Annotated in this window: 10 protein-coding genes; all 10 read right to left on the reverse strand. The window is 61.5% G+C overall.

All coding sequences use genetic code 11. From position 1 onward, the window contains the following. Positions 1 to 153: 153 nt before the first annotated feature. Positions 154 to 1,011 carry an SDR family oxidoreductase gene (locus GT019_RS30015; protein WP_161747141.1) on the reverse strand — a complete coding sequence of 286 codons (858 nt, stop codon included), beginning with the start codon at positions 1,009 to 1,011 and terminating at the stop codon, positions 154 to 156. Positions 1,012 to 1,101: 90 nt separating this feature from the next. Next, the gene (locus GT019_RS30020; protein WP_161747142.1) at positions 1,102 to 1,518 is read right to left on the reverse strand and encodes an Rrf2 family transcriptional regulator; all 417 of its coding nucleotides are present in this window, start codon (positions 1,516 to 1,518) and stop codon (positions 1,102 to 1,104) included. 94 nt (positions 1,519 to 1,612) lie between these two features. Continuing rightward, positions 1,613 to 3,253 carry an extracellular solute-binding protein gene (locus tag GT019_RS30025; protein WP_235949600.1) on the reverse strand — a complete coding sequence of 547 codons (1,641 nt, stop codon included), beginning with the start codon at positions 3,251 to 3,253 and terminating at the stop codon, positions 1,613 to 1,615. Positions 3,254 to 3,267: 14 nt separating this feature from the next. Then, complete coding sequence (locus GT019_RS30030) at positions 3,268 to 5,619, reverse strand: helix-turn-helix domain-containing protein (RefSeq protein ID WP_235949601.1); 2,352 nt, start codon at positions 5,617 to 5,619, stop codon at positions 3,268 to 3,270. A gap of 411 nt (positions 5,620 to 6,030) precedes the next feature. Beyond that, on the reverse strand, positions 6,031 to 7,158 hold the full coding sequence (locus GT019_RS30035; RefSeq protein WP_161747144.1) for a glycoside hydrolase family 88 protein: 1,128 nt from the start codon (positions 7,156 to 7,158) through the stop codon (positions 6,031 to 6,033). Positions 7,159 to 7,210: 52 nt separating this feature from the next. Further along, on the reverse strand, positions 7,211 to 8,092 hold the full coding sequence (locus GT019_RS30040) for a carbohydrate ABC transporter permease (RefSeq protein ID WP_161747145.1): 882 nt from the start codon (positions 8,090 to 8,092) through the stop codon (positions 7,211 to 7,213). 15 nt (positions 8,093 to 8,107) lie between these two features. Continuing rightward, a complete protein-coding gene (locus GT019_RS30045) occupies positions 8,108 to 9,031 on the reverse strand; it encodes an ABC transporter permease (RefSeq protein ID WP_161747146.1) in 924 nt (307 codons plus the stop codon). Positions 9,032 to 9,093: 62 nt separating this feature from the next. Next, positions 9,094 to 10,761 (reverse strand): extracellular solute-binding protein, encoded by a 1,668-nt coding sequence (locus GT019_RS30050; protein WP_161747147.1) that lies wholly within the window; start codon positions 10,759 to 10,761, stop codon positions 9,094 to 9,096. Positions 10,762 to 11,007: 246 nt separating this feature from the next. Continuing rightward, complete coding sequence (locus GT019_RS30055) at positions 11,008 to 11,754, reverse strand: spermidine synthase (protein ID WP_328804072.1); 747 nt, start codon at positions 11,752 to 11,754, stop codon at positions 11,008 to 11,010. 279 nt (positions 11,755 to 12,033) lie between these two features. Further along, positions 12,034 to 13,065, reverse strand: a complete 1,032-nt coding sequence (locus tag GT019_RS30060; RefSeq protein ID WP_161747149.1) for an S-layer homology domain-containing protein — start codon at positions 13,063 to 13,065, stop codon at positions 12,034 to 12,036. Between the last annotated feature and the right edge of the window lie 135 nt (positions 13,066 to 13,200).

The raw sequence follows: 13,200 nt of genomic DNA on the forward strand, positions 1-13,200 counted from the left end.
GCGCACCGATTGAGTATCGATGCGCGTTGGCTGCTTAGCTTTTTTCATTTGTCTACTTGACGGGGGTATGACCACAGCGGCTTGGTTTTACAAAGGAAAGGATCCTATGCGCGACTTTCGGTTTCTAGCATGGCTCCCTTGTTACGCGGCGTTTTACGAATGAAGCATTAGAGCAAGCGCCTCTGCGACCGGCGTCGCCGGACGGCCGAGCAGCTTCTCCAGATCATTGCTTTCGATCTCCAGCGTGCCTTCGCGAATGCCCTGCTGGATGCCGACAAGAATCGGCACGACGAAGTCCGGAACGCCTGCGCCCGCCATGATCTCCGCGTATTTGGCATCGTCGACCTGCACGACGGGCACTTCCTTGCCGATCGCCGCGCCGACGGCCGAGGCGAACTCGTCTTGCGTCAGCAGCTTGCCCGAGAGCTCGTAGACCGTATTTTCGTGCCCTTGTCCCGACAGTACCGCCGCGGCCGCTTCCGCGTATTCCTGCCTCAACGCCCAGCCGGTCTTGCCGGATCCGGCGGAGGTTACCCACGGATGCCCCGCCAGCGCGCCTTGGATATTCGCGGATTCGTTTTCCAGGTACCAATTGTTGCGCAGGAACGAGTACGGGATGCCGGTATTCATAATGGCTTCTTCCGTGGCACGGTGAACGGCGGCAAGGAATAACGAGCTGTTTCTCGCGTTAGGCGCGCTGGTATAGGCGATGAAGCCGACGTTGTTTCGTTTGGCCGCTTCTACCGCGTGCGCATGCTGCCGGATTCTGGTCTCGTTGTCCCCGTCCGCCGAGATGATCAGCAGCCGGTCGATGCCCGCGAATGCGGCATCCAAGGTGTCCGGGCGGTCGAAATCGCCCTCGCGAACCTCTACCCCGCGAGCCTTCAATGCTTCCGCCTTCTCCGGATTGCGTACGCTGACGGCCAATCGGCTCGCCGGCACCGTCTTCAATAATGCTTCCACGACTAAACTGCCCAATTTGCCCGTCGCGCCCGTCACTAGCATCTTCATGTTTTTTCCTCCCGAATTCATCGTGTTTTTTCGATATAACCATTATGGTTACAACGATTGTATAAATAAAAGCTCTTTACGAGCTCTCATTCAGCTGAATTTTGCGGTTAGCTGGCTCAGTGTCGTCTGCGCGAGCCGCCGTTCCATGGCGGACTGGGCTTCGCTCAATTCGGACTGAAGCACGGACTCGATGCCGCGTCCGACCTGGCACCGAATATTCGAGTCCTCGTGAATGCCGAACAGCCGGTTATCGTCGAGCAGGTTCACCGCCCGATAAATATCGAGCAGCGTGATCCGGTCGGGCGTTCGGAGCAAGAAAGCGCCGCCTACCCCGGGACGCACGTCCACCAGCCCCGCTTTTTTCAACAGGCCCATGATTCGCCGGATGACCACCGGATTGGTATTCACGCTGCCCGCGATGTATTCTCCGGTTATCTCGTTCGCGTTTACCGCGATCAGGCTCAGGATATGGACGGCCATGGAAAAACGGGTGCTTATTTGCTTCATGATTGTCACCACCGATATAACCATTATAGTTACAACGGTCGTCGACGTCAATAAACGTTGGCTGGAACCCTCCCGCGAACCGGCATCCCGCCCGCTATTCGTCCGCGACCGGATGCTTGAACCGGTCGAACGCCGTCTGCTGGATCGCGACCGCCCGGTCGATGCCAAGCGACTTCAGCGTGCCGACATAGGCGTCGAAGCCCTCCAGCGGCTCGATGCCGAGGATGAATTTCAGCGACATCTCGTCCACCAGCGTCGACGCGTCCTGCATGATGACGGACAGCTCCGCGCTCTCCTTCTCGGTCTTCGGCGTAGCGGGCAGCATATGGCTGTCCGTGTCCGTGTCGCTCCAGAGGCGAATCGCTTCCTTCTGCTCTGGCATCGCGTAATACTGCTCCATGTAACGGACATCCTGGACGAACGGCCCGTTGTAGCTGGCCCGGGTATACATCGCCAAAGCCTGGGAAGGAGCCAGCTTGTCCGGATTGCTCATGATGAGATCCGTATACTTCGGGTAACCGTCCTTCATCTCGTAGCTGAGCCCTTCGATGCCGAAATTGAACAGCATGTGGCCCTCGGGACCGTAGCCGTAATCGAGCAGCCGGACCGCTTCCTCGACGTTCGCGCTCGTCTTGGCGATCGCCACCCCGCCGCTCGACCCGATGGACGGCGCCTTCTGCCCGAACTTCGGCCGTTCTCCCCGATGCAGCACGGGATACGGCGCGGCGGTCAGCTCGGCCGCCGGATCGCGCTGCCGCAGCAGCGGCAGCCAGGTGCCGATCCCCGCGCCGGCGTTCCAGATGCTCGCGCCGCTGCGTCCCGTCAGCATGCTGACGTCCTGCGTCTCCGAATCGACCGCGGCGAAATTCGGATCGATGAGGCCTTCGGCGTACCAATCGCGCAGCAATGCCAGAAAGGACTTGTATCCGGGCTCCTGCGGGCCGAACTTCACCTGGCCGTTCTCCAGGTAAAAGCCTTTCTTGATGCCGTAAGCGCCGATGAAGGCGCCGCCCTCGATGCCGAACAGCGGATTGGGCACGCCGAGGAACGTCAGCGGCGCTTCGACGCCCTTCCGCTCCTTGAACGCCTGCAGCACGGCATGCCAGTCCGCGATCGTCTCCGGCACGTCCAAGCCGAGCTCGTCCAGCCAATCCTTTCGCAGGATCGGTCCCTGATAGGTCCGCAGCCGGTCGTCTTCCTGCACGAAAGGGAACGCGTAATAGCTGCCGTCCGCCGTGCGGATCTGCTTGTCGATGTCGGGATGCGCGTCCAGGTATGCTTTCAGATTCGGCGCATAGCGATCGATCGCGTCGTTCAGGCGCAGGATATAGCCGTCCTTGATCGCTTTCTCCGGGCCGCCGGGAAAATTGCTCCAATCGTACTCGATCATGTCCGGCAGCTCGCCCGACGCGAGCAGCACGTTGATCGCCTCCTTCGCTTGATTCGCCGGAGGCTGGATGAAGGTCAAGTTCACGCCCGTCTCGCGCTGCCATTCCTGAAAGAAAGGCACGTCCCGGAAACGCTGCTTGGCGCTCGCCGCGTTGCCGTTCAGCTCGGCCCAGTACGTCAGGGCCGTCCCGTCCCCTCCGCCGAACGCGGCGGCGATCGTCTGCCCGTCGGCCGCCTCGTTCATCGCCGCCGTCGGTACGGCCGCTTCGTTCATGCAGCCGGCTAGCGGCAGCAGCGCCGCCGTTATCGCCGCGACGGCGGCGAGCCAAGCGAACTTCCTCTTCATCCCGATGGCCCCCTCTAACAAACTTCCTTGTACTTGCCCGGCGTGATGCCCTCGTACTTCTTGAATACCCTGATGAACGTCGCCGCGTCGTTGTAGCCGACGAGCTTCGAGATTTCGTTGATGGATTCCTGCTTCGTCCGGATCATTTCCTTGGCCTGCCGGATGCGCGTTTTATGGATGCAGTCGAGCAGCCCTTCGCCGGTCTGATTTTTGAACAGCCGCGACAGGTAGCTTCCCTTCAGATCGAATTGCTCGCCGATCGCGTTCACGTTCAGGTTCGCGTCCGTGTATCGGTCCTCGATGAACCGCATCACCCCGGCGATCAGTTCGCGCAGCGAGCCTTCCCGTTCCATCGACACGCCGCTCGTCCGCTTCGCCGCGGCGAACTCGCATACGTCCGCAAGCAGCGAATGCAGCTCCTCGCGCATTTCCTGGATCGTGTCGCAGGCGATGATCTTGTCCATCCAGAGCGGATGGTTCTCCCAGATGCCGCTGCCGCTGCCGCCGTCCCCGTCCCCCAGCTCGTTGATCGCCTTCACCATCGTGCCGACCATGTTGAAGATCAGGCAGCGCGCCAGCGTGAGCGGCATGACCGGCTTGCCGAAATTGCGATCCGTGATTTCGTTCATATACGCGGAAGCCTGCTCCAGATCGCCCGCCTTGATGAAATTGATCAGCTGCTGCTCGACCTGAAGCGGGTAGTAGTAGCCGGAGCGGGCCGAATCGGCCGGGTCGGGGCGAATATCCTCGTAGGCGATGATCCCTTTCTTCCCGAGCACCATCTTGTATTCCATCGCGTCGACCGCCTCCTGGTAGGCCGCCGCGATCCCCGTCCACGAGGAATGGCTGCCGCTGATGGCGATCGTCAGCTCCATCTCGTACCGTCGCAGGAATTGCTGCGCTTCCAAGGCGATCGCCCGCAGGTCCTCCCGGACATGCGCGACGTCCGGCGCCAAATTGACGAGGCAGACCATCATGTCGTCCGCTTCGGCGACATACCCCGCATGCTGCCGCTGCATGGCCAGCTCCTCGACGACGTTGCCGATGATGAACGGAATGAGCCGGCTCCTTTCGTTCAGATCGATGCCCGGCAGCTTCGCGTACAGGCTCTCCTCGTTTTCCAGCACGAACAAGATGACCGCGAACTCGTTCGACGGCTGCTTCATGCGGAACGACCGGAAGGCTTCCTCGTACGGGACGAGCGTATCGAGCTTTCCTTTCAGCAGGCGATGGATCATGTTGGAGCGCAGCGTCTGTTGATGCTTCTGCAGCTGCAGCGCGATCCGGTCCTTCTCGCTTCGGGCGTTCAGGATCGCGCGCTGGATGAAGCGGAGCTCGTTGGCGTCTTCCCGCGTCGCCGTCTCGTCCCGGTCTGTAAGCGATTGCACAAGTGCCTGAATGGGAGAGTAATTACGCCGCGTGAAGAACCAGGTCAGGATCCCCGCCCCGATCAGGCTGATCAAGATGCTCGCGAACGTGAAGCTGCGGACGTATTCCGCCTTCTCCCAATAGAGGGCGCTCGGGAAGATAAGCGCGTATTTCAGATCCGAGACGGCGGACGGAATGTAGAACAGCTCCGAATCGCCGATCCGCGGGGAGGAGAGGCGGACCTGCCCGCCTTCCATGAAGGGCTGCAGCTCCGGCGCGTCCGGTCGGCTCGAGAGCAGAATCTCGTTGTCCTTGTTCAGGATGAGCAGCAGTCCCCCGGTGAAGCCCGACACGCTTTCGATCGCCTGCTGGAACCTGGCCGCGTCCGCCATCACGACGACCGTCCCCGTCTCCCTCCCGTTCAGGTCGCTCGGCAGCTGCGTAACGTAGGCGATGGACGATTTCGATGTTGCCGCGCCCACATGCGGGAGCACCGCGAAACGGTTCGGGCCCGCCTCCCCGATCGTCTCCGACCACGCGTCGTACGTCATGGCCCCGGTATCGTGGATCGTGCGGAAGGCCGTGCGCATATCCCGGATGTTGCCCGGCCGCAGGATGGACCCGCCTTGATCCCACACGACGTAAAATTCGTCGATCGAGGCATAGGACGTTTTATACAGCCGGAACTCCTTCGCCAGCTGGTAAGCGGTAAACGGCGCCTCCTTGGCCGGCTTGTTGGAATACATCAGATTTTGCAGCTTGTCGTTCCAGGTGATCTCCGTGTCGAGCCGTTTCATCAGGTCGACCTGGTTGTCGATCGTATAGCGCATCTGCTTGAGCAGGGAATCGTTGGCGCGGTGGATCTCGCTCTTCAGCGCATGGCTGGCCTGCGAATAAATGACCAGGCTGATCACGATCGGGACGAAGAGGACCGCGCTGTAGGACAACAACCACGTAAAGACGATGCTTTTCCGTTTGTGCCAGATGCCACGAATCATCGACAAGCTCCCCTCACCGTCAATTCGAACTTACCGAGCATGCTCAGAGCTCTATTATAACGATTCGATCCGGCCTTTCGGAATGGGGAAAAATGACAAAGCGATTTACAAAAGCTTCAAGAGCGCCGATCGGCACGCCAAAATCGAGACACGCAAACGGCCCGAAGGGACCGTCCGGCGTCCGTTCGGGTGCGTTTAGCGCATAGCGAGCATGTCCGCCTGGAGTCGGCGGACCTGACGAGCGCGGGGCCGGCATGTCGCTCCGGCCTTCTCCGGCCGCCTGGCGTCGACGGTTCTCCCGAGCGCAGGTTCGTGATCTTGTTCGTCCGGACGCCTGGCGCCGACGGTTCTGCCGAGCACCGGGCCGACATGTCGCTCCGGCCGTCCCGGATGCCGGGACCCGGCATCCGGTCAGAAGATGCGGCGGTTCCAGCCGTTCAGCTTCGCGACCGCCTCGACGAAGAAATAGTCGCCGTAGATGAGCGAGACGTCCACGTTCTGCCCCGCCGGCTTGTTGCCGGTGCCGTGCAGCAGGATCGCTTCGTGATCCGCGAGATGCCACGTCGCATAATGTTCGTCCAGCGAAGACAGCATCCGCTCCGCCGCCGCGCGGTAGTCCGTTCCTTCGTCCGCCGGAAGCAGGTCCGCGAGCTCGAGCAGACCCGACGCCGCTATCGCGCAGGCCGAGCTGTCGCGCGGCGGCTCGCCGTCCGGGTCCTCTCCCGAGCGGAAGTCCCAATGCGGGACGTCGTCCTCCGGCAAATGCGCGAGAAAGAAATTCGCCGCCCGCCGCGCCGCGAGGAGATACGCCGCATCGCCCGTATGCCTGTACGCGTTCGCCATGCCGTAGATCACCCACGCGGCGCCTCGGCTCCAGGCGGAATCCGGCGAAGCGCCTTGACCGCCGATCGCCTCCGCGCGCGCGCCGGTGTCCGGATCGAAGCGGACGATATGATGCACCGAGCCGTCCTCGCGGATAAACTCCCTGACGACCGTGTCGGCATGCGCCGTCGCGATATGCGCGAAGCGGGGATCGCCGCTTTCCTTCGCCGCCCAGAACAGCAGCGACAGGTTCATCGCCGTATCCGCGATCGCCCAGCCGATCCTGTCCCCGTTCCAAGCGCGGATGAAGCGGCCTCGCGGGTTGTAGCGGCCCGCCAGGAAGTTCGCCGCGAACAGCGCTCTTCGCTTCGCGTCCTCGTCGCCCGTCAGCAGATACTTGAATACCGCCGTCGGCAGGAATTGGAAGCCCACGTCGTGGGAGAACCGGTTCGGCTGCAGGAACAGCCGTTCGAGCCGCTCGTCCCGGCTCCACGCGGCATCCTTGTACCGCGCGTCGCCGGTCATGTCGTAGACGAGCCACAGGATGCCCGGCCAGAAGCCGGACGTCCACCAGTCGATCCTCGCATCGTCGTATATGCCGTCTTCCCCGGCGACATGCGGCGAGCGGTCTCCCATGGCCGCCAACATCATGTCCGCCTTGCCGCGGATCCGCTCCCATGCGGCCCGCGCGCCGGTTTCGTTCCATTTCGCGTTCATGCCCGCCTCCCCTTTCGTATGCCCGCCGCGCGGAACGCCCCGCGCGGGTCGGCTAGCCTTTCAACGAACCGACCATGACGCCCTTGACGAAGAACCGCTGCACGAACGGATAGACGCATAGAATCGGAACGGTCGCGACCATGATCGTCGCGTATTTGATCGTCTCGCCGAGCTGGAACCGGTCGCCGGCCGAAGCGCCGGCCGACATGCTGTCGGTGGAGTTCGCGATCAGAATTTCCCGGAGCACGAGCTGCAGCGGGAAGAGCTCCCTGCTCTTGATGAAGACCGAGGCGTAGAACCAGCCGTTCCATTTGTCGACCGCGTAGTATAGGATCATGACGGCGATGACCGGCATCGACAGCGGGATAATGATGCGGAACAGGATCGTGAAATGGTTCGCTCCGTCGATCTTGGCCGACTCCTCGAGGCTGTCGGGGATGCCCATGAACGCCGTGCGCATGATGATCAGGTTGAAGGTGCTGACCGAGAACGGAATGATCGTCGACCAGAGCGAGTCCAGCAGGCCGACGCCCTTCACGACGAGATAAAGCGGGATCAGGCCGCCGCCGAAAAACATCGTGAACACGATGATGAACATGAACGCGTTGTTCCACAGCACGTTCTTGCGGGACAGCACGTATGCGCCAAGCGCCGTCACGAACAGGTTGACGATGACCCCGGCCACGACGATGAAGAGCGTGTTGCGGTAGCCGATCGCGATGCCCGGGTTCGCCATGACGCTCTTGTAGGCGTCCAAGCTGAAGCCGAGCGGCTTCCACAGGATGCCCTTGTAGGCGATCAGCTGCCCGGCGTCGCTGAGCGAGGCGAACAGCACGTACAGCAGCGGGTACAGCGTGACGGCGACGAGCAGAATCAGGACGGCGTAGACCGCGATATCGAAGGCTCTGTCCAGCACGCCAGCTTGCGTTTTCATCCTATCTCACCTCCCTCACCATAAGCTGTTCTTGCTCACTCTGCGGCTAACGTAATTCGCGAGCACGAGCAGGACAAGATTGATCGCCGAATTGAACAGGCCGACGGCGGAGCTGTAGCTCCAACCGAACTCGAGCAGGCCCTTGCGGTACACGAAGGACGAGATGACGTCGGCCTTCTCGTAGGTGACCGGATTGTAAAGCAGAATGATCTTCTCGAAGCCGACGTTGAGCAGGTTGCCCATCCGCAGGATGAGCATGATCGCGATGGTCGGCATGATCCCCGGCAGCGTGATGTAGAAGATCTGCTTGAACCGGCTCGCGCCGTCCATCCGCGCCGCCTCGTACTGCTCCTGGTCGATGCTCATCAGGGCCGCGATATAGATGATCGACTCCCAGCCGATTCGCTGCCAGATTTCCGACAGGATATAGATCGGTCGGAACAGATCGGGCTTCTGCAGCATCGCCTGGCCGTCGTAGCCGAGCCAGGTGAACACGCGGTTGATCAAGCCGTCGGCATTGGTAAAGTCGGTGATGATGCCGCAGATGACGACCAGCGAGATGAAATACGGCATGTACGTGATCGTCTGCACCGTGCGCTTGAACGCGCGGTGCCGCACTTCGTTGATGAGCAGCGCCAGCACGATGGGCGCGGGGAACTCGAAGAGCAGCGAGTACAGGCTGATCAGCAGCGTGTTCTTCAGGATGCGCAGGAAATAATAGCTGCGGAAGAAATCCTCGAAATGCTTCAGGCCGACCCAGTCGCTGCCCAATATGCCTTTCATCGGGGAATAGTCCTTGAAGGCGATCAGCGCCCCGTACATGGGAGCGTAGTGAAACACGACGTAATACGCGATGACCGGCAGCATCATCAGATACAGGTATTTGTTCAGCATGAAATCCCGGACGAAGCGGTTTTTGAGCGTTTGCGGATTGGCCATGGCTTGGTAACGTTCACCTCGTTTCGTTCGGAGAGGGCGGCTGCGCCCTCCCCTCTGTATCCTCAGCGGCTGTTATACCGCTCCAATGCGGCGGTCTGGATCTCGATCGCGCGGTCCAGCTTCAGCGACTTCATCTTGGCGAGGTAGTCGTCGTACTTGTCGACCGGCTCGGTGCCCAGAATGATCTTGAGCGTCATCTCGTCCACGAGCGTGTCGATATCGGTCATGATCGCGGCGTATTCCGAGCTTTCCTCCGGCGTCGGCGTAAGCGGCGGCAGGCTGTACTTGGCCGCGTCGGTCTTCGCCCAGATGCCGATCGCGTCGCGCTGCGTCTGAAGCGCGAAGAACTGCTCCGCGTAGCGTTTGTCTTGGATGAACGGGCCGTTATAGCTGCCGCGGGCGTACATCGAGATCGCCTGAGCCGGCGCGAGCTTATCCGGATTCTTCATCAGCAGGTCGGTATACGTCGGATACCCGTTTACCATGTTATAGCTGACGCCCTCGGTGCCGAAATTGAAAAACAACCGTCCTTCCTCGCCGTAGCCGTAGTCCAGCATGCGAACCGCCAGCTCCGGATCCTTGGCCGAGGTCGTGACCGCCACGGTGCCCTCGGACGAATACGCCTGCTGGCGCTGGCCGAACTTCGGCGTATCGCCTCGCTTCAGCACCGGATACGGCGCGGCGGCCAGAACGGCCTTCGGGTCCTTCGCTTCGACGAGCGGCTGCCATTTGCCGATGCCGCCGCCCGCGTTGGCGACCGTGGCGCCGGTCGCGTCCGACGCGATGTTCCCGTCGAGCGCCTTCGAATCCGCCGTCGCGGCGTTCTTGTCGATCAAGCCTTCCGCGTACCAGTCGTGGAACTGACGGAGATAATCCTTGAACCCCGGCTCGGCCGGACCGAACTTGATCTTGCCTTCCTCCTGGTAGAAGCCGCGGCTTACGCCGAACGCGCCGATGAACGCGCCGTTGCCGGATTCGTTGAAGAACCTCGGCTTGCTGACGAACGACAGCGGGGCCGCCGCGCCTTTCTTCTCCTTGAACGCGCGCAGCGTCGTCGTCCAATCGTCGATCGTCTCGGGCATCGGCAGGCCCAGCTCGTCCAGCCAGTCCTTGCGGATGATCGGCCCTTGGAAGACGCGCAGGTATTCGTCCCCGCGGATGAACGGGAACGCATAATAACTGCCGCTGTCGGTCTTGACCATTTTGTCGATGTCGGGATTGTCCTGCAGAAACTTCTTCAGGTTCGGCGCGTACTTGTCGATCAGGTCGTTGAGCTTCAAGATGTAGCCGTCGCCGATCGCCTTCTCCGGCCCGCCGGGGAACGCCAGGAAGTTGTACTCCAGCATGTCGGGCAGGTCGCCGGAAGCGAGCATCACGTTGAGCGCTTCCTTCGTCTGGCCGGACGGCGGCGCCGTGAATTCCAGCTTGACTCCCGTCTTCTTCTGCCAATCCTGGAAGAACGGAATCTCGTTATGCGACGGTTTGACGCCGACCAGATTGCCGGTGATCTCGCCCCAATACGACAGCGTCTTGTCGGTCTTGATCGGATAGGCGCCCGTCTCGGCCGTCCCCTCCGCCGCGTTCGCCGGTTCCGCCGCGGCTCCTTTCCCATTCTCGTTCCCATCTCCATTCCCGTTTCCCGTGCCCGCTTTATCCTCTCCGGACGTGCAAGCGGCAAGCAGCGTGCCTAAAAGTACGACGATTAGGCCGGAAGTCAACCCTCTTCTCATTTCTTCAACCTCCGATGATCGAATGTGTGACGAGAGACATCGCTCTCTCCCACAGACTAGCGGATGGCATACCAGTCCGATATGCGCAAAATCGCCAATCGCGTGCCGATTTCTTCGCCGGCCGTTGACCATATCGCCAAATCGATCGACGAAACGCGAATCCGCCCATAAAAAAAGGAGAGACCGATTGGTCCCTCCCCCGCATCAGGCTTGATTATCCGTTCATTCTTGCTCTCCGCGCGCCGATCACCGGCGTCGGTCCGCGATGACGTAGCCGTCCTCCGGCACGAACTCCGCAAACCCGGCCATCGCCTGCCGCTCGTACCCGATCGGCCGTCCGCTTGCGGCCAGCACCATATTCCGCAGCCCCGACTGCCCCTCGCCCGGCAGCACGAACGCCTTCGCATGGACGAACGCTTGCTGCAGCGTGGCAAAAACGGACGCCACGCCCTTGTCGCCGTTTTCCTTTCCCATCACGTTCAGCAGCAGCATGCCGCGACCGTCGAGCTTATCCTTGGCCAGCCGGAAAAACTCCAGGGTGCTCAGGTGCCGCGGCGTGCCCTCCTTCGTAAAGGCGTCCAGCACGATATAATCGAACCGTCCGTCCGCTTGTTCCGCGAGCAGCTGCCGGCCGTCGCCGATCAAGACGTTGTCCGGCGCGTATTGAAAGTAGGTCCGGGATAACGCCACGACCTGCTCGTCGATCTCCGCGACGGTGACCTGCTTGTCCGGATAATGCGCCGCGATCGTGCCGATGCCATGGCCGATCACGAAGAGCCGCCTGAAGAACGGCTCGTTATGCTCCATTAGATGGATAAGCGCCCGCGGGTACTCGAGCACGATTCGCCGCGGGTTCTTCAGATCGAGAGCCCCTTGGACCGCATCGTCCGCGAACTGCAGTACCCGGAATCTTCCGGTCTGCCCGTAGAGCTGGTTGGCCTCGTACACCGTGATCGCCTGATGGCCGCTGATGACGCTGGCAAGTTGAATCACACTGCCGTCCTCTCCTTTGTCCGATTGCCGCATGACCGGGCAACCGCGTATCCTCTTCCGATTGTACTTGTCGGCGCGGTTCGATTTCAAGACAGCTTGCCCGCAATTCGGTGCATGGCGGACGCCGCGGGCACGAGGGTATAGCCGAATCCTGAACGGGCGCGTACGCGCCTCGGCTTCGGACGGACCGCAGCCGGCAACGAGCCGGAGCTCCGACGCAGCGCGAACAGGGCCGCCCCTGTCCCGGATGGACAGAAGCGGCCCTGTCGATAGGCGGAGCTAAGCTTGCTGCTGCATGAGGATCCGGTACAGGATGACCGCCGTTTCCGCGCGATTCGTGCTTTTGGACGGTTCGATGCCGCCGGTGCCGCCCTTCACGATGCCTGCCTTCACCAGCGCGGCCACGGACAGCTTGGCATAATCCGCGACTTCGGCTTTATCGGCGAAGCCGTCCAGCTCCGTCCCCGCGGGCTTCGGCAGCGGTTTGCCGATCGCCTGCAGCGTGCGGTCGATCAGCGCCATCAGATCCTGCCGCGACACCGCCGCTTCCGGCTTGAAGCCCGCGCCGTCGCCCGTGGCGATGCCGAGCGCCTTGGCCGCGGCGATCGCTTCCGCGTAATATTTGCCCTGCGGGACATCGGCAAATCCGCCCTTGTCCGCCTGCGCCTTCAATCCGAACGCCCGCACGAGCATGAGCATGAGATCGCCGCGCTTCACCGGCAGGGCGGGTTCGTATTTGCCGTTGCCCGTACCGCCTACGATACCTTTGGAAGACAAATAATTGATTGCGTCCGCAGCCCAAGACCACTTTGCTCCGAGATCGCTGAAAGCGCCCGCCGCGCCGATATGAACGGTCGTCTTCGCAACCGGATGCAAGGTTGTCATGTTCAACTCCGAATCGACCGTCTTCAGCTCCTTGACGGAGACTTGGGCCTCTCCTTTCCCGATCGCCACGAACGTGAGCGTAGCCAAAGTCGCGCTTCCGCCGACGCCGGCCGTCTTGCCGATCTTCGTATGCGCGAAACGAACCTGGCCATCGGTCAGGATCGGGTCGGTCGACATTCCCGCGATCGCGCTGGAGGCCTCTTTAAACCGCAGCCTGCCGGCATCGTAGCTGAGCGTAACGTCAAAGGCATAGACATCGGCGAGCTGCTTCCCTTGCAGCGCGAGCTTTACTTCCCGGCCGACTGCCGGCGCGGCCGGAGCATCGGTCAACGCGAAGACCGGAACCGCCGCTGCCCGGGCAGGCGCAAGGCTTTGGGCACAGAGCAGCAGGCAGGCGAGAAATCCGATAATTAGTTTGCGCGGCATATGCGGCGGCACTTCCTTTCTGTATCCGTTAACCCAAAATGAAACGGCTCGCCGTCGGGAATAAACGGCGGAGCTCGTTTCATTGCGGGAAACGCTAAGCTAGGCAATGAAGCGAAGTCATGTATGAAACGGCTA

It is taken from the genome of Paenibacillus glycinis, assembly GCF_009909185.1.
Classification (GTDB): Bacteria; Bacillota; Bacilli; order Paenibacillales; family Paenibacillaceae; genus Paenibacillus_Z; species Paenibacillus_Z glycinis.